This window comes from Thiorhodococcus fuscus (genome assembly GCF_042682685.1).
Taxonomy (GTDB): Bacteria; Pseudomonadota; Gammaproteobacteria; order Chromatiales; family Chromatiaceae; genus Imhoffiella; species Imhoffiella fuscus.
Genome location: NZ_JBHUHX010000010.1, coordinates 65064 through 81535, shown reverse-complemented (window position 1 = coordinate 81535; position 16472 = coordinate 65064). Strand labels below are relative to the sequence as shown.

At 59.6% G+C, this 16472-nt stretch carries 15 protein-coding genes, 1 other RNA gene and 1 pseudogene; 10 read left to right on the top strand and 7 right to left on the bottom strand.

The genetic code is table 11. From position 1 onward, the window contains the following. Positions 1-172: 172 nt before the first annotated feature. Positions 173-712, top strand: a complete 540-nt coding sequence (locus ACFSJC_RS05490; protein WP_386024342.1) for a hypothetical protein — start codon at positions 173-175, stop codon at positions 710-712. Between the two features lie 17 nt (positions 713-729). Here ACFSJC_RS05490 and ACFSJC_RS05485 read toward each other — a convergent pair whose 3' ends face one another. Then, positions 730-1977: a hypothetical protein gene (locus tag ACFSJC_RS05485; protein ID WP_386024339.1), complete on the bottom strand. Its 1248-nt coding sequence runs from the start codon at positions 1975-1977 to the stop codon at positions 730-732. A 235-nt stretch (positions 1978-2212) separates the two neighbouring features. Here ACFSJC_RS05485 and ffs point away from each other — a divergent pair. The 8 genes from ffs (at position 2213) to minE (ending at position 7976) form a co-directional block, all read left to right on the top strand. Beyond that, positions 2213-2309: signal recognition particle sRNA small type (gene ffs, locus ACFSJC_RS05480), an RNA gene on the top strand. 141 nt (positions 2310-2450) lie between these two features. Continuing rightward, a complete protein-coding gene (gene dnaX, locus ACFSJC_RS05475; protein ID WP_386024336.1) occupies positions 2451-4157 on the top strand; it encodes a DNA polymerase III subunit gamma/tau in 1707 nt (568 codons plus the stop codon). A 141-nt stretch (positions 4158-4298) separates the two neighbouring features. Beyond that, entirely contained in the window at positions 4299-4622 is a 324-nt protein-coding gene (locus ACFSJC_RS05470; protein WP_386024333.1) for a YbaB/EbfC family nucleoid-associated protein, read from the top strand. A gap of 49 nt (positions 4623-4671) precedes the next feature. After that, positions 4672-5268, top strand: a complete 597-nt coding sequence (gene recR, locus ACFSJC_RS05465; RefSeq protein ID WP_386024484.1) for a recombination mediator RecR — start codon at positions 4672-4674, stop codon at positions 5266-5268. A gap of 220 nt (positions 5269-5488) precedes the next feature. Next, the gene (locus ACFSJC_RS05460; RefSeq protein WP_386024330.1) at positions 5489-5833 is read left to right on the top strand and encodes a histidine triad nucleotide-binding protein; all 345 of its coding nucleotides are present in this window, start codon (positions 5489-5491) and stop codon (positions 5831-5833) included. 211 nt (positions 5834-6044) lie between these two features. Then, positions 6045-6836, top strand: coding sequence for a septum site-determining protein MinC (gene minC, locus ACFSJC_RS05455; protein ID WP_386024327.1), 792 nt, complete (start codon positions 6045-6047; stop codon positions 6834-6836). A gap of 51 nt (positions 6837-6887) precedes the next feature. Further along, positions 6888-7697, top strand: a complete 810-nt coding sequence (minD, locus tag ACFSJC_RS05450; RefSeq protein ID WP_007043158.1) for a septum site-determining protein MinD — start codon at positions 6888-6890, stop codon at positions 7695-7697. Between the two features lie 3 nt (positions 7698-7700). Beyond that, the gene (gene minE / locus ACFSJC_RS05445) at positions 7701-7976 is read left to right on the top strand and encodes a cell division topological specificity factor MinE (protein WP_386024323.1); all 276 of its coding nucleotides are present in this window, start codon (positions 7701-7703) and stop codon (positions 7974-7976) included. A gap of 59 nt (positions 7977-8035) precedes the next feature. Here minE and dapE read toward each other — a convergent pair whose 3' ends face one another. The 6 genes from dapE to ACFSJC_RS05415 form a co-directional block, all read right to left on the bottom strand. Continuing rightward, positions 8036-9169, bottom strand: a complete 1134-nt coding sequence (dapE, locus tag ACFSJC_RS05440) for a succinyl-diaminopimelate desuccinylase (protein WP_386024320.1) — start codon at positions 9167-9169, stop codon at positions 8036-8038. Further along, a complete protein-coding gene (locus ACFSJC_RS05435; RefSeq protein ID WP_386024317.1) occupies positions 9169-9513 on the bottom strand; it encodes an ArsC family reductase in 345 nt (114 codons plus the stop codon). Before ACFSJC_RS05435 ends, dapE begins: the two co-directional genes overlap by 1 nt. Beyond that, the gene (gene dapD, locus ACFSJC_RS05430; protein WP_386024314.1) at positions 9513-10334 is read right to left on the bottom strand and encodes a 2,3,4,5-tetrahydropyridine-2,6-dicarboxylate N-succinyltransferase; all 822 of its coding nucleotides are present in this window, start codon (positions 10332-10334) and stop codon (positions 9513-9515) included. The genes ACFSJC_RS05435 and dapD overlap by 1 nt, the downstream gene beginning before the upstream one ends. Positions 10335-10390: 56 nt before the next feature. Beyond that, positions 10391-11587: a succinyldiaminopimelate transaminase gene (gene dapC / locus ACFSJC_RS05425; RefSeq protein WP_386024311.1), complete on the bottom strand. Its 1197-nt coding sequence runs from the start codon at positions 11585-11587 to the stop codon at positions 10391-10393. Between the two features lie 119 nt (positions 11588-11706). Then, positions 11707-13536, bottom strand: a complete 1830-nt coding sequence (xrtD, locus tag ACFSJC_RS05420) for a VPLPA-CTERM-specific exosortase XrtD (protein WP_386024308.1) — start codon at positions 13534-13536, stop codon at positions 11707-11709. Then, entirely contained in the window at positions 13461-14759 is a 1299-nt protein-coding gene (locus tag ACFSJC_RS05415) for a lipopolysaccharide biosynthesis protein (RefSeq protein WP_386024305.1), read from the bottom strand. Before ACFSJC_RS05415 ends, xrtD begins: the two co-directional genes overlap by 76 nt. 656 nt (positions 14760-15415) lie before the next feature. Here ACFSJC_RS05415 and ACFSJC_RS05410 point away from each other — a divergent pair. Continuing rightward, positions 15416-16422, top strand: a pseudogene (locus ACFSJC_RS05410) (IS481 family transposase). Positions 16423-16472: the final 50 nt, after the last annotated feature.

Here is a 16472-nt window from a genome sequence, read left to right as displayed (position 1 = left end):
CCATCGATCCTGTTCGGTCGGGTATGCGCGGTGCGCTCCGGTGTCGTTTCGCCCGAACTGTAGCGGCAATTCCGCCTATTGTGCACGTTCGGCGATCCTTGAGCACACTGCGAACTCGGATGCATGTAAACTCCATACCCGTTCGCTCCATAAGGCTAAGCGGAGAAAGCCTATGTTTCGATTGGTCGTCATCGCCGGTATGTCCAGTTGGCTTGCGGGTTGCGCGCTCGTGCCGCCGAATCATGTGGGCGGAATCAGCACGTCGATCTCCCCTGACGAGTACGGTAAGCGGCTGTGTCGGCATCTGGACCTGGAGGACTACTCGGCCTGCATGAGCGAGGTCCTGGACTATTTCGAGCGCCCGCGTCCCAACGAGGAGCCGGGAGACCGCTCCACGGCGGGTCCGTTCGCGGTCATGATGGGCGGAGAGGTCTATATCGGCGATTACCGAACGACCCTGCTCAAGGCGAGCTTCGATGTCTCCAACGGCCGAACCGATTGCCGCGGTCGCTATGATGCCTTCACCGTGTCGAACGATGCGCTCTTCGACGTCTATTGCAGCGACGGTCGCAGCGGCTGGGCGGACATCATCCTCGATCACGATGGGCGTAATGGGATCGGTCGGATCGGTCTCGAAGACGGCACCACGGGCGATATCGTGTTCGGCTATACGGCGCTCGGCCGGGCCGAACCCTATCCCTATCGGCCTTGAGCGATCCCTATCGATCGTCACTGCTCGGTGCGTAACTGCTGGGTCAGCTTCTCGAACTCGCGCTGCATCTGCAGATTCGCGAAGGGGCGTAGCGCCGGGACCTGACGGTTCATGAGCCCTTCGAGCAGCTGTTGGCTGGATTTGACCAATCCGACCAGCTCGCCCGAGACGCGCACGGTCTCGTAGGTGTTCCAGGCCGTCGCGATGTCCTTTTCCAGCTCCAGGCGGGCCTGCTCGACCTGTCTGGCCTGATCCTCCAGATAGCGACGATACATCTGGGCGGCCTCGATGGTGGCCTGTTGGGCCTCGAGGTTGGCGCTGAGCAGGTCGCGCTTGTCGGGCGAGGTGTGCATCAGCTCGCGCGTCTCGCCGGAAAGCGTCTGGGCCTGGCGGATGATCGAATCGATCTGGGGGAGATATTCCTCGGACACCGATTCTTCGATCTGGATGTGCATGCGCCGCAACGCCTTGAGCAGAACCACATAGAGCCCGTAGTAACGGCGCGCACTCTCCAGATTCTCGTCGCTTTCGGCGACCAGCCCCTCCAGCTCGGCGGTCATGGATTTGACGTTGTCGAACAGGATGCCGAGGTCGACCATGTTGTCGCCGACGACGGTGGTCAGCAGAAAGGCGACCTGTTCGTCGCCGAGCTCTAACCCCTTGCCGCGCAGTTCCTCGGCGAAACGGCGCTTGAGGTCCTCGATCTCGGCGTTCTTGGTCGTGATTTCCTGCTCGCGGCTCTCGATCAGCCGGTCGTAGTCGGCGACCGTCTTCTGGATCGCGGATTCGGTTGGCGCCGCGACCCGCTTCTGTCGGTACGCGGCGATTTCGGCGCGAAGTCGCTCGATCTCGCCCTGGAGCGCCTGAATACGATCACGATAGCGCAGTGCCGGAGACACCGAGAGAATCTCGACGGCTTCGTCCAGGAGCGCGTCGATTTCGGTCTGGTTCGAGCGCTGGTCGGCGCCGAGCCAGGTGCTTTCGGGCAACTGGGCCTGACGTTGCTCCAGCTCCAGTGCATCTTCGAGTCGAGGAACCGCCTCTTCCCACACATGGCCGAAATCGTCCTTCGGGCCGAGCATCCGGCGCGCGTCGTTGGCGGTCTGGGAGGCGAAATCTCTGGAGCGTTGCCACCAATCGGTCGCCGTTTCCCGCGTCTGTTCCCAGAGATCGGTTTGGGCGGACGGGTCGGCGTGGGATTGGGCGCAGAAGCAGAGTGCCAAGATAAGTAGCGGCGCAGTGGCGAGTTGATCGAGTCGGTTCATGGGCCTCTTCGCTGGATAGGGTGCCGGTCGCGAACGGCGGTTTTGGCTCGGCGCTTCGAGCGACGCGCAGGGGGTTATCCCTAATGGTACAGGTAGCCGGGATGTCGCACGCGGTTGCGTCACGATGCCAACATGGACGGTGGGAGAGATAAGACGTTTGTCTTCCTTCGCGCTCTTTGTTAACCTCTCGCGCTGTTCTCCGGCTTTGCCGCTGCCAATGCGTTATGGTGGCTTGCGCCGGTCCCCTCGCAACGTGACGCCGTGAACCCGGTCAGGCCCGGAAGGGAGCAGCCGCAGCGGTTGAATCGTGTGCCGGGGTGTGGCTGGTGCGGGCTGCCGCCCCAAATCCGAATTTGCGCGGCCGTGTGGCGGATGATCCGAGCCGGGCGCGGCGGGTTGGGCGTTTTTCGCCGACCTAGACTCGGTTCTCGCGCTTACTCTTCTCATTAGATACGGCCGAATCGACCTCGCGCATGTCCTATCAGGTGCTGGCCCGCAAATGGCGCCCCAGATCGTTCGACGACATGGTCGGGCAGCAGCATGTCGTGCGAGCCCTGTCCAATGCGCTCGATCGCGATCAGCTCCATCACGCCTATCTCTTCACCGGTACCCGTGGTGTCGGCAAGACCACGCTCGCCCGTATTCTGTCCAAGGCACTGAATTGCGAGCAGGGCATCGGCTCGCATCCCTGCGGTGTCTGCTCGGCCTGTCGCGAGATCGATAGCGGGCGCTTCGTCGATCTGCTGGAGGTGGACGCGGCCTCGCGCACCAAGGTGGATCAGACCCGCGATCTGCTCGACAACGTCCCCTATGCCCCGGCGCGCGGACGCTTCAAGGTGTACCTGATCGACGAGGTGCACATGTTTTCCTCGCACAGCTTCAATGCGCTCCTCAAGACGCTGGAGGAGCCGCCGCCGCATGTGAAGTTCCTGCTGGCCACGACCGATCCTCAGAAGATTCCGGTGACGGTCTTGTCGCGTTGTCTCCAGTTCAATCTGCGCCGCCTGCTCCCCGACGAGATTCGCGAGCGTCTGAGCTTCGTGCTCCAGACCGAGGGGTTGGCGTTCGAGGCCACCGCGCTGCCCCTGATCGCCCGCGCCGCCGACGGCAGCATGCGCGATGCGCTCAGTCTGCTCGATCAGGCGATCGCCTTCGGCGGTGGTCGCGTGGTGGAGGATGAGGTGAGGACGATGCTCGGCACCGTCAGCGGCGATCTGGCCTTGGATCTGGTCGACGCACTGGTCGATGCGGACGCGGCGCGTCTGTTGACCGAGGTTGAGCGGGTTGCGGCCCTGACGCCCGATTTCGCCGAGCTGTTGCGCGAACTGCTCACCCTGCTGCATCGTCTGGCCCTGGTCCAGCAGGTGCCAGATCTGCTGCCGCCCGACGATCCAGATCGGGATCGGCTTGCAGGGTTGGCCGGTCGCGTGTCGCCGGAGGATCTTCAGCTCTATTATCAGGTCGCCTTGACCGGGCAGGCCGATCTTCCCTTGGCGCCCGATCCGAGAACCGGTTTCGAGATGGTTCTGTTGCGCGCCTTGGCCTTTCGTCCTTCGGATGCCGTTCAAGGGCAGGGTGCCGAGCTGGCGCCAGCGGTTTCGGTGCGCTCGTCGGCGCGCGGATCTGGCCCCTCGCCGTTGGCCGGCGCTCAATCGGCGGTTTCCGGCAAGGATTCAGGGACGACGCGCCGCGTTGCGGACCCGATGTCGCGTCAGATGGGGGTTCGCGAGACGTCTGGGTCGGTTGCCAAGCCGAGCGAGGCTTCGGCCGGCACTGGCTCCGATACGCCCAGTCTGGCATCGCCGGCCGACTGGCAGCAACTCGTGGGCCGTCTTTCTTTGGGCGGGATCTCGGGTCAGCTTGCGCACAATTGCGGATTCGTCGAGTGGGGGCAGGGGTGCCTGGTGTTGAGCCTGGATCCGGCTGCCGAGCATCTGCGGGTCGCCAGCGCCGAATCGCGGCTGCGCGAGGCGCTCGCGCGTCTTCTCGGCGCTCCCCTTAAGCTCGACATTCAGGTCGTGCGACCGCAGCAGGAGACGCTGGCCCAGCGCCGGGTGCGCGAGGCCGGGGAGCGCCAGCGCGCGGCGCTCCAGTCCATGGAGGGCGATTCCCATGCCGCGCAGCTGCGTGAGACATTCGAGGCCGAGTGGGTCCCTGGCAGTATCGTTCCGAATGTCTGAGCCGCTCGGCTTCTTTCCGCTGCGCGTCACCGTTATCCTCGATGGCGTATTTGGTGAACCGGTTTTCCATTTGCCTTGGCCGGAACGGCCGAGGTATTGCGGGCTTGACTGCCCGGATTTCTCACTCAGAGGTAGGTCGCTATGAAGGCAGGACTTGGTGGTTTGTTGAAGCAAGCCCAGAAGATGCAGGAAGAGATGCAGCAGGCGCAGGCGCGTCTGGCGCAGGAAGAGGTCGTGGGCGAGGCTGGCGGCGGCATGGTCAAGGTGACCATGAATGGTCAGCATCAGATGAAGCGGGTCGAAATCGATCCCTCGCTGATGGGTGACGACAAGGAGATGCTGGAGGACCTGATCGTGGCGGCGAGCAACGCGGCCGCCCAGCGTGTCGCCGAGAAGGCCAAGGAGAGCATGTCCGAGCTGACCTCTGGGCTGCCGCTGCCTCCCGGAATGAAGCTTCCGTTCTGATGTGCCGACTGATTCCGATACGCTGAATCATCCGCGTCATCGGATCGCCGTGGCGGAGCGCTCGCTTCTCAATCAATTGACTGGCGCCTTGCGTTGTCTGCCCGGTGTCGGTCCGAAATCCGCCCAGCGGATCGCCTTCCATCTGTTGGAGCGCGATCGCGAGGGTGGACTCCGGCTTGCGCGTGTCATGGCCGAGGCCATGGAGCGTATCGGTCGCTGCCGACGCTGCCGAACCTTGACCGAGCACGAGGTTTGCGCGATCTGCGCCAATGTGCAGCGCGATGCCTCCTTGGTCTGCGTGGTCGAACAACCCTCGCAGGTGGTGGCTATCGAGCAGGCCGCCGAGTATCGTGGTCTCTATTTCGTCCTGGGTGGACGCCTGTCCCCCCTGGATGGAATCGGTCCCGGCGAACTTGGACTGGATCTGCTGGAGACCCGGCTCAGGGACGAGTCGGTTGCTGAGCTGATCCTCGCGGTCAGTCCTACCGTCGAAGGGACGGTGACCGGGCAATTCATCGCCGATCGCGCCGCGAGCCATGGGGTTCGGGTTACCCGGATTGCTCAGGGCGTGCCTCTGGGCGGTGAGCTGGAATCCGTGGATGGTGGCACCCTGGCTCTGGCCTTCGCGGGGCGTCGCGATTTCTGAAGGGTCGCTTCTCTGGTCGAGCCTTCGCAACGATCATGTATTGATCCCAAAGACGCGTCGTGTATTTTATAAAGCGATGAATTTCAATGTGTTTTCGTGATCCGATGCTCGCCCGAAAGGGAAGGTCGCTCGCGGAGCGCATCGTTGCCTTTTAGCGTGACCTTTGCGTCTTTGCGGTTCCAAGTGCCGAATTCAGGTCGATTCATTTGGGAGCAGATCTATGGCAGATACCCTTTTTGCGAAGATCGCCTCGGGCGAGATCCCTGCCGATATCCTCTACGAGGATGAGCATCTCGTCGCCTTTCGCGATATCAGTCCCCAGGCGCCGACACACATTTTGGTGATCCCGCGCAAGCCGATTCCGACCCTCAACGATGCGGGGCCCGAGGATGCCGAACTCCTCGGCAAGTTGCTGTTGGCCGCCGCCAAGGTGGCCGAGCTGGCGGGAATCGCCGAGGCTGGCTATCGCACCGTCATCAATTGCAACGCGGCGGCGGGTCAGACGGTATTTCATCTGCACCTGCATGTGCTCGGCGGTCGTCCGATGCAGTGGCCTCCCGGCTGATCCTGTCGCTTCTTGCGGTGTAGCGGCGTGTGTGTTCATTTCGCGCGCCCGAACACTATGATGATGTGCGCACAAGGGTTAGGATTGGCGCGGTCGTCGCGCGGCCTTACGCCTGCGTTCCGCGCGCCCCTCGTTGCCCTGAGTCGACATGGGGTGCAGCCGAATCGATTCATCAGGAGGTCAGTGGCGATACTCGCCCGAGTCCACGAACATGGCAGTGAACCCACAAAAAACCGGATCAGACGCTCTTAGGTCTTTTGAGCTCAAGGCGGCGAGCTTTACCTTGCCGATCATTCGTTTACTCGATGACAACGTCGAGGCGGTCGCGGCCAGATTGGGCGCCAAGGTCGAAAAGGCCCCTGATTTCTTTCGCAATACGCCGGTCGTTATCGATCTCACCGCGCTTCTCTCAAACTCGGGAGCCGTCGAGCTCCCCTTGCTGGTCGGGCTCTTGCGCGGCTATGGCATGATTCCCTTCGGGGTGCGCGGGGGCAACAAGGAGCAGCACGCGGTGGCCGAGGCGTTGGAGTTGGCCGTGCTGCGTGAGTCCTATGTGCGACGCGACCGATCGCCCGAGGACCCAAAGGGCTCGGACGCGACCGAGACTGCGGTCGAGGTCGAGGTTCCTGCATCCTCGATGCCAACGAAGACGCTTACACCGGTTCGCCGTCCCAATCAGGGGTTCATGCTGGTGACGCGTCCGGTGCGCTCTGGACAGCGGGTCTATGCGGCTGGTGGTGATCTCACCGTCTCGGCGGCGGTCAGTTCTGGCGCCGAGTTGATGGCGGACGGCAATATTCATGTCTATGGTCCGTTGCGTGGACGCGCCCTGGCCGGCATGAACGGGAACACCGAGGCGCGCATCTTCTGTCAGGACCTGCAGGCGGAACTGGTTTCGATCGCCGGACACTACCGCGTCAGCGAAAACATTCCTATCGAACTGCGTGGTGTGCCGGTTCAGATCTTTCTGGATCAGAAGCTGCTGCGTATCGAAAAACTCTAACGATCTCCACAGCCGGGCAACGGAACAGATCCCTTTAAGGAGGGTGTGACTTTGGCGAGAATTATCGTGATTACCTCGGGTAAGGGTGGGGTCGGCAAGACGACTACATCCGCCGCCTTGGCCATGGGGTTGGCTCAACGAGGCAAACGTACGGTGGTCATCGACTTCGACGTGGGTCTCCGCAACCTGGATCTGATCATGGGTTGCGAGCGGCGAGTCGTCTACGATTTCATCAATGTCATCAATCAAGAAGCCAACCTGAATCAGGCGCTGATTCGTGACAAGCGCTGCGATCATCTCTATGTGCTACCGGCCTCGCAGACGCGTGATAAGGATGCGCTGACGAAGGAGGGTGTCGGGCGCGTGCTCGAAGAACTCGCGCAGAGCTATGATTTCATCGTTTGCGATTCGCCTGCTGGTATTGAGCATGGCGCGACCATGGCCATGTATTACGCCGACGATGCCATCGTCGTCACCAATCCGGAGGTCTCTTCGGTGCGGGACTCGGATCGGATGCTGGGCATTCTGTCGAGTCGTTCGCGTCGCGCAGAGAACAGCGATGAGCCGGTTCGCGAGTTCCTGCTCTTGACGCGTTACAACGCCGAGCGTGTCGAGATCGGCGAGATGCTGAGCGTCGAGGACGTCCAGGAGATCCTGTCGCTGAATCTGCTCGGGGTGATTCCCGAGTCGAAGGCCGTTTTGAACGCCTCCAATTCGGGCATTCCCGTGATCCTGGATCGGGAGAGCGATGCCGGGCAGGCCTATGGCGACGTGGTCTCGCGCTATCTGGGGGAAGAGGTCCCGCACCGCTTCATTCACACTGAGAAGAAGGGCTTTCTGAGCCGCATATTCAGAGGGTGATCTATGGGCTTGCTCGACTACTTCCGCTCCGCGCAGGCGAAGGGTTCCGCCGGCGTTGCCAAGGAACGACTGCAGATCCTGGTGGCGCACGATCGTGCAGTACGCGGTCGTCCCTCCTATCTACCCCAACTTCAACAGGAGATCCTCGCGGTCATTCGCAAGTATGTGGATGTGGACTTGGATGCGGTATCGGTGAATTACGAGCAAGAGGACGAGCGCGAGGTGCTGGAGCTCAACATAGTGATTCCGGACGCACCTCACGCGTCTCACGCACCTTAGGCAGGGGGCTGATGCGATCCAGGCGAGGCCGTGTGGATCTGTATCCGCCTCCGCTCGATTTAGGGGCCGAGCAGAAGCCGTTCCAAGATCCTTCGATAGATGGCTGAGAGCTGATCGAGTTCCTCCACTCCGACCCATTCGTCGATCTGGTGGATACTGGCGTTGAGTGGCCCGAGTTCGAGCACTTGAGCCCCGGTGGGCGCGATGAAGCGACCGTCGGAGGTGCCTCCACTGGTTGAGAGCTGAGTCTCGATGCCACAGGTCTCGATGATGGCCGCTCGGCTGGCTTCGACTAACTCGCCGGCCGGCGTCAGGAAGGGGTGCCCGGACAGTCGCCATTGCAGCTCATAGCGGAATCCGCCGGCATCCAGGATGTTATGGATGCGTGATTTGATGGCGTCCGGGGTCAGCTCGGTGGAAAAGCGTAGGTTGAACTGTGCCTCCAGCACGCCCGGGATGACGTTTTCCGCCCCGGTTCCCATGTTCAGATTGGCGATCTGGAAGCTGGTCGGCGGGAAATGGTCGTTGCCGGTGTCCCAGGTCTCAATGCACAGCGCCCGCAGTGCGTCGGCGCAGGCATGAAACGGGTTTTCGGCCAACTGTGGGTAGGCCACATGTCCCTGCTTGCCATACACTCTGAGAAAGCCCGATAGGCTGCCGCGCCGGCCGTTCTTGATGGTGTCGCCTAGGCGCTCGCGGCATGAGGGCTCGCCCACCAGAGTGTAGTCGATCTTCTCTCCGCGCTGCTCCAAGCGTTCCACCACCTTGACCGTGCCATCGGTGGCCGGTCCTTCCTCGTCGCTGGTGATGAGAAAGGCGATCGAGCCTAAGTGATCCGGATACGCGGCGACGAAATCCTCGGTCGCCGTGATCATCGCGGCCAACGATCCCTTCATGTCCGCCGCGCCGCGACCATAGAGACGGCCGTCGCGCACGGTGGGATCGAAGGGCGCGGAGGTCCATTGATCGAGCGGCCCTGACGGCACCACGTCCGTATGTCCGGCAAAACAGACGAGTGGCCCGGTATCGCCACGTCGCGCCCAGAGGTTGCTGACTTCGCCAAAGGGCATGGGCTCGATTTGGAAGCCGATCGCTGCGAGGCGCTCGGCCATCAGGTCCTGGCATCCGGCATCGGCGGGCGTGACCGAATCGCGTGAGATCAGATCGCAGGCCAGCGAGAGGGTGGGGGACATCAGCGCAGCAGTTCCTCGTATTGGGTCTCGGAGAATCCCAGATGGCGGGTTTCTCCGGTGTCGAGCAGCGGACGGCGGATGATCGACGGCTGCTCCAGCATCAGCTGGATCGCCGTCGTCTCGTCGATCCCCTCGCGTACCGCATCCGGCAGCCGGCGCCAGGTGGTGCCCCGCCGGTTCAGCAAGGCATCCCAGCCCAGCTCATCGACCCAGGCGCGCAGGCGCGACTCATTCAGTCCCTGTTTCTTGTAGTCGTGGAACTGGTAATCGATGCCTCGGGCGTTGAGCCAGGCACGCGCCTTTTTGACCGTGTCGCAGTTGGGGATGCCGTAGAGGGTGAACATCAGATGTCGCGCAGCAACTCGTTGATGCCGACCTTGCCCAGCGTCTTGGCGTCGACCTGCTTGATGATGACCGCGCAGTAGAGGCTGTGCGTTCCGTCCTTGGCTGGCAGGTTGCCGGGCACGACCACGGCGCCGGGCGGAACCTTGCCGTAGAGGATCTCGCCGGTCTCGCGGTTGTAGATCTTGGTGCTCTGACCGATGTAGACGCCCATCGAGATGACCGCGCCCTCGCCGACGATCACGCCCTCGACGATCTCCGAGCGTGCGCCGATGAAGCAGTTGTCCTCGATGATCGTCGGCGCGGCCTGGACCGGTTCCAGCACGCCGCCGATGCCGACGCCGCCGGAGAGATGGACGTTCTTGCCGATCTGGGCGCAGGAGCCGACGGTCGCCCAGGTGTCGACCATGGTGCCCGAATCCACATAGGCGCCGATGTTGACGTAGGAGGGCATGAGCACGCAGCTCGGGGCGATGTAGGAGCCCTTGCGCGCGGTCGCGGGCGGCACCACGCGCACGCCGCTGTCGCGGAACTCGCGCGAGTTGGTGTCGGCGTACTTGGAGGGCACCTTGTCGTAATAGTTGGTGAAGCCGCCCTTCATGAACCAGTTGTCCTCGATTCGGAAGGAGAGCAGCACCGCCTTCTTCAGCCACTCGTTGACGACCCACTCGCCGTCACGCTTCTCGGCGACGCGCAGTTCGCCGCTGTCGAGGCGCTCGATGGTGTCCTGAACGGCATCGCGAACGCGGGTCTCGACGCTGCGGGGGGTGATCTCGGCGCGGCGTTCGAAGGCATCGAGGATGATGGATTGCTGGTCTGTCATGTTGGGATCTGTCCTGTCTAGCGATCTTCTGAATTTTTCGGGGCCCTATTGTAGGGCTAGAGACGTTCGATGAAAGCTCGGATGCGTCTGGCGGCGTCGACGCACTCGTCGAGCTCGGGCACCAGAGCGATCCGCACCCGGTTTTCGCCCGGATCCTGGCTGTCGACGCGGCGCGACAGGAAGCTGCCGGGCAGGACGGTGACGTTCTCCTCGGCGAAAAGCCGGCGGGCGAACTCGGTGTCCGGAATCGGGGTCTCGGGCCAGAGGAAGAAGCTGGCCTCCGGCGGCGTCAGCGACATCACATCGCCCAGGATCTCGGTGACGGCGGCGATCTTCTCGCGATAGAGACGGCGATTCTCCACCACGTGCGCTTCGTCGCTCCAGGCCGCCAGGCTCGCGCTCTGCACCGGCAGGGACATGGCGCAGCCGTGATAGGTGCGATAGGAGAGAAAGCCCTGAATGAGCGCCGCGTCGCCCGCGACAAATCCCGAGCGCAATCCGGGTGCGTTCGAGCGCTTGGAGAGACTGTTGAAGATGATGCAGCGGCTGAAGCTGTCGTTGCCCATCGCGGCCGAGGCCTGGAGCAGTCCAGTCGGTGGGGCTGATTCGTCCAGATAGATGTCGCCATAGCACTCGTCCGAGGCGATGACGAAATCGTGCCGATGGGCCAGCTCGATCAGCCGGGTCAGGGTGTTCCGGTCGAAGACCGCGCCTGTGGGGTTGCCTGGAGAGCAGACGTAGAGTAGCTGGCAACGGTCCCATGTGGCCGAATCGATGGCCTCGAAATCCGGGATGAAGCCGTTCGCCGCCTCGCAGGCCAGATAGCGCGGTTCGGCCCCTGCCAGCAGGGCGGCGCCCTCGTAGATCTGATAGCAGGGGTTCGGCATCAGCACCAGCGGATCGCGCGAGCGGTCGACGACCGCCTGGGCGAAGGCGAACAGCGCCTCGCGCGATCCGTTGACGGGAAGCACTTGGCGCTCTGGGTCGACCGAGAGATCGACGCCCTGGAAGCGACGTTTGAGCCAACCGGCGATCGTCTCGCGCAGCTCGGCCGTTCCGCGTGTCGTCGGATAGGACGAGAGCCGGTGCAGATGCGCGATGAGCGCATCAGCGATCAAGCTTGGTGTCGGATGCTTGGGCTCGCCGATCTGCAGCCCGATCGGGTCCAGATTGCGTGGCGGATCGATCCCCTGTTTGAGCGTGGCGAGTTTTTCGAACGGATAGGCTTGGAGTCGCCCGAGGTCTGGGTTCATGGTGTCGTCGATGTGCGGTGGGGCGCCCTTGCTTCAGCGAAGCAGAGTAGCGAGGCGGATAAACCGCAAAGTATACGACCACCCAGCCTCTCGGGGGGAATGCCAAGCCTACGTATCCTTCACTCAGGAATGAAGCGGTGCAGGGATGGTTCGATCTGGCGCGCGAAATCGGACAGGACCGCATCCTTCTCTTTTAGGTCCTCGCCAAGTGGCGCCTCGATCGTAAGCCTGACCAGCGCTCCGTCCGTGCGATTCCGCGTGAGCGCATCCCAGAACAGATACCACTTCACCAGATACTCGTTCGTCATCACCCGTCCGCGCTGCTGGAACCAGTAATAGACCAACAGCCGTTCATCGCCCATCTGAATTAGAGAGCGGTTGACCCGCAAGGGTTGAGTGCCAACCTCCGCGCCGGACACTTCTCGCTGGGAAAAATCCTGGATACGCCAACCGCCCCCCGGTAGACAGCTCTTGGGGGAATGTACAGAAGCACCTTTACGCTGTGATCCGTAATAGGCGACGTAGAGATTGATTGAATCGCCTGCGGTGTCGCGATAATCGGCCAGCAGATAGTCGTCGAACTTTAGGGCGTCGATATAGATCTGGTCCAACTGGCTACGCCGGCCATGCCAGTCTCCGACATCGTTAGGAAAGAAAACGAACTCTGTTCGCTGTGGGTGGATTTCATCGCGTTCTGGTAGAACAAGTGAAACTGCCGCGACCACGACGAGCATTGGCAGTACGGCATAGAATGACCATGGCAGACGGCGATGGGCGATTTTTGCGGACTTCGGAATCGGCTCAGGGCCATCGATCGCAAATGCGTCACTGAAAGACGTACGATCGGTACCGATCTTGGCAAGCAGCCACATCTCAGCGACGAGCAATGCCGCGCACGCCATGAAGACAATCCAGCCCTCAAAGTCGTGCAGGAAACCTTCGGCCATACCGATACCTTGGTAATGCACCAGAATTCCGATTACGCCGATCCGAAAGCTATTCATCAGTACCGTGATTGGAAGGGTCGAAAGAAATAGCAGCGTCTTTTTCCAAGCGGTTCCTCTGAAGAACACTGCCGCAATAAATCCAAGTGCTGATAGCGGGAATAGGTAGCGTAACCCGCTGCAAGCCTCGACGACCTGTAGTTGATAGTTGCCAAGGTCGATAACATTGCCTTCGAGAAAAACTGGAATGCTGAAAAGTCTAATTAATAAAACGCCGATTTGCGATGAAAATAGTTGAAGCTGAGATGAAAGGCTGTTGTAAATAAAGCCAGGAAGCGGGATCGTGAAAAATAGTAAAATATAAGCAGGAATAATGATTCTGAATGCCTTCAATCCCATTGTTGAGAGGATAAGGCCGCCGAAGGTTACAAGAAAGCCGTATTGAATTACGGTGTAAAGTGACCCTAGTTCGCCGGCGATGTAGAGGAAAAGTCCGAGCGTGGCTGTCGATATTCCAATCCTGCTCGGTTGAAATGGTGTTTGCGCGAGCAAAGATGATCTTTGCCAGATCAGAACGGCTGAAACGAGTGGGAGCATATAGCTGTGGCTGTATTCCTCACTTTCCCATGAGGTAAGCATGTACGTCAGTCCGTTGAAAAATATAAGTAATATCAGGGATGCTGCTATAGCGATCAGACTGAGCTGCCAAATCGGTGGTATTGAGCTGATGATCTGCGATGATGCGATCTTGCTTTTACTCTTGGTTGATGGGCGAGTGATGCGTCTATTTGCCACAAGTCTGCTCTCCTTGAGTTTGGTTGGTTTTGTCTTTTTGTCTTGATGTGGCATAGAGCGAACAGCCATTTCTGAAGCATGATGATTGGCTGTTTTTATGTTTTTTCGCGAGTGGGTCGTAATTTTACTGGTTTTTAGTTCATTGAATTTTGGTTGATTTTTGAGTGGTGCATTGAGCGGCTGGTCTTTGCGTATTCGAAAGCCCTCCACAAAAACAAGGTCATTATGAGTTCACCTGCTGCAAGAGCATAAATGCTGCCAAGTATGCCGTAGAAGTGGATGTAGGCACCTGTAATGCTCAGGACGGTAAGGGTGCTCCAAAAATTGGCGAAAGTGATGCGTTTGAATTCGACGGATGCTTGCATCAAGATGCTTATGCTGATTCTCACTGAAGTCAAGAGGCTTACGGATGCCCAGGCCAAGATAAAAAGCGAGGCGTTAGTGTATTTTTCACCAAGCATCGCTGTAGTGAGTGTGTCACGCCAAGTCCAAGCGGTGGCTGAATATCCGATAGTTACAAAGGCCATGGAAAACAAGAAGTAGAGTGATTGTGTTTCCATTTCCTGTAAGCGACCTTCGCTACGAAGCTTAGCCAATCGTGGCATCATGGCGCTACTTAATCCGGTAGTCAACAATCCTAGAGGTGCGAGAAGAAGTCGGGCGGCATTCGCTTCGGCTAGGCCGGCGAGTCCTCCTAGCCAGCTAAGAAAAAATGCATAGCTTTGTCCTTGCGTCCAATTGATTGTGGCGCCAGTGAGTGCCCACCTCCCCTGGGTCCAACACTCGAGAAATGCCTTGCGAGTCCCATAGTGAATGGGCTCCCTATGGATGCCTGACCATGCGAGGGCGGCGGATCCGCTCAATGCCCCGGCTAGTCCTGTACCTATAATGGCCCATACATGCATGTCACCCTTATCCGTTATAGCCGCGAAGGCGAGTATCAGAAGGGTTGCCGTAAGAGCCAGCGCGTCAACGGCAAAAGCCCGATAGGCTTTGAATTCGAGATAATGATAACGGCGAAAAAAATCCTGCAACAAAATGCCGGGTATTGCTATAGTTAAGGCGATAGCGAACGGGTAATCTATACTTTTAGAAAAAGAGAAATCAGTGCTTTTGTAAATTGCTGTTGCGATGAGCAAGCATATAGTGGCTCCAAATATTACCTGAGAGCGTAGCAATGCCATGCAATAGCTGCGCTGATCTGCCTGGGTCTTTTGGTTATGAGCCATTACTGTCATCGGGACTGTGAATAGCGCTGAATTGATGCTGGTAACGAGGTTGAGTAAACCAAATCCAATGATATAAAGGCCATAGTCCTCTTTGCTGGAAAGCCGGATCAATGCCATTCCGATGGCTAAGTTGCCGAAGCTGATCAACGCTTGATCTGCAAGCCCAAAAAAAGCTTGCCCATGAGTCCCTGCTACTAGGCGCATTACATATCTCATTTGGCCATGTTTTTGACATGGAGCATGGTGTTACACATAATGCAAACTCATGGAGTTTTGAACCTGCAGAGCGAGGGCAAGGCTTGCGGTGCGTTGGAGTCTAACCCATCCCATTACACACAAGCCCCGTTGCCGAGGCCTTTGCGTTCAACCGACACCGTAACTTGTTGATCTTGCATGCCTAGACTTGGCTTCCGGTGCCCTGTCGCCGCTTCTCTAAAATATTGTTTATAAAGTAATTTTAGACTTATGTGTAATTGGATAAGTTTAACCCATATATTGCCGGTCTTGGGGGGCGAGGGTGGCTGCCATGAGGGCATGGTATCGAGTGATGGCGGTTCTTCGGGGGGCATCTGGCGCTGGATGACGCAGTAGGCAGTTTTTCATTCAGCCTCGTCGAAAACAGCATGGCAAGGCATATCGAGATAGGTGCGCCTGAGGTAGATGAGCAGCAAGGCGTGCAAGCGATGATCATGTAGAAGGTGATGGCGGGCTCCAGGTGTTACGTCCCGTGTGATTATCTGCCTCGACGGAGCTATCCTGTGTTCCGAGCCCGCGAGGTGCTAGAGCACTTGAGCCATAAAGTAGCCACGCGCGGAAATCACAGTGATCCTGCTGACAGCCGACCGAAAGCCTGATTGCCGATGAACATCCGCCTGCACAAGAACGCCCGCACGACCCCAGCGATTCGTCGTGAACTGCAAGCCTCGACGTTGCCGAACACGGTCCTCGCCGCCCAGTACAACCTCTCGGTCCAGACGGTGAAGAAGTGGCGGCGACGCACGGTGGTCGAAGATGCTTCGCACCGCCCACACCGACTCTCGACGACGCTCTCGCCCGAGCAGGAAGTCCTCGTGGTGACCCTGCGTGAAACCCTCTTGCTGCCGCTCGACGATCTGTTGGCGGTTACCCGCGAATTCATCCACCCCGAGGCCTCGCGTTCAGCGCTCGATCGCTGCCTGCGGCGCCACGGGGTCTCCAACCTCAAGGCCCTGATTCCGCAGGAGGCGGACACCGCGAAGCGTCTGGTGAAGACCTTCAAGGACTATGCCCCAGGCTTCGTCCACGTCGACGTCAAATATCTGCCCCAGATGTCCGATGAAGACCGCCGAAAATACCTCTTCGCGGCGATCGACCGTGCCACCCGCTGGGTCTACGTCGAGATCCTCGACGAGACAAGTCAGCCGCTTCGGCCAGTGGCTTTCTCGAGCGCCTGATCGCGAAGGCGCCGTTCGCCCTCTCCAAGATCCTCACCGACAACGGTAAGGAGTTCACCGACCGCTTCTGCGCCACAGGCGAGCGCGCGCCGACGGGACAGCATCGCTTCGATCAGGTCTGCGCCCAGCACGCCATCGAGCATCGTCTGACCAAACCCAGAACCCCGCAGACCAATGGTATGGTCGAACGCTTCAACGGGCGTATCGCCGAGGTGCTGGCCACGACACGCTTCGACTCCTCCCAGAGTCTGGAGCACACCATCACCCGCTACGTCCAGGTCTACAGCCAGCACATTCCGCAAAAAGCACTCGGGCATATCGCCCCGATTCAAGCCCTCAAGGACTGGGCTGAGAAACGCCCCGAGTTATTCAAAAAGCGGGTATATAATCTTCGGGGATTTGACACTAATTGTAATGTCCGGATGTCACATTAGATGGCTATAACCCTGCTTCGGACAATAAATCAGTGTTTCCCTAAAAGTCG

Excerpts from the sequence above, each read along its gene's own strand:
- ACFSJC_RS05490 (WP_386024342.1), top strand. The coding sequence starts at position 173 with ATGTTTCGATTGGTCGTCATCGCCGGTATGTCCAGTTGGCTTGCGGGT.
- ACFSJC_RS05485 (WP_386024339.1), bottom strand. The coding sequence starts at position 1,977 with ATGAACCGACTCGATCAACTCGCCACTGCGCCGCTACTTATCTTGGCA.
- dnaX (WP_386024336.1), top strand. The coding sequence starts at position 2,451 with ATGTCCTATCAGGTGCTGGCCCGCAAATGGCGCCCCAGATCGTTCGAC.
- ACFSJC_RS05470 (WP_386024333.1), top strand. The coding sequence starts at position 4,299 with ATGAAGGCAGGACTTGGTGGTTTGTTGAAGCAAGCCCAGAAGATGCAG.
- ACFSJC_RS05460 (WP_386024330.1), top strand. The coding sequence starts at position 5,489 with ATGGCAGATACCCTTTTTGCGAAGATCGCCTCGGGCGAGATCCCTGCC.
- minC (WP_386024327.1), top strand. The coding sequence starts at position 6,045 with ATGGCAGTGAACCCACAAAAAACCGGATCAGACGCTCTTAGGTCTTTT.
- minE (WP_386024323.1), top strand. The coding sequence starts at position 7,701 with ATGGGCTTGCTCGACTACTTCCGCTCCGCGCAGGCGAAGGGTTCCGCC.
- dapE (WP_386024320.1), bottom strand. The coding sequence starts at position 9,169 with ATGTCCCCCACCCTCTCGCTGGCCTGCGATCTGATCTCACGCGATTCG.
- ACFSJC_RS05435 (WP_386024317.1), bottom strand. The coding sequence starts at position 9,513 with ATGTTCACCCTCTACGGCATCCCCAACTGCGACACGGTCAAAAAGGCG.
- dapD (WP_386024314.1), bottom strand. The coding sequence starts at position 10,334 with ATGACAGACCAGCAATCCATCATCCTCGATGCCTTCGAACGCCGCGCC.
- dapC (WP_386024311.1), bottom strand. The coding sequence starts at position 11,587 with ATGAACCCAGACCTCGGGCGACTCCAAGCCTATCCGTTCGAAAAACTC.
- ACFSJC_RS05415 (WP_386024305.1), bottom strand. The coding sequence starts at position 14,759 with ATGCGCCTAGTAGCAGGGACTCATGGGCAAGCTTTTTTTGGGCTTGCA.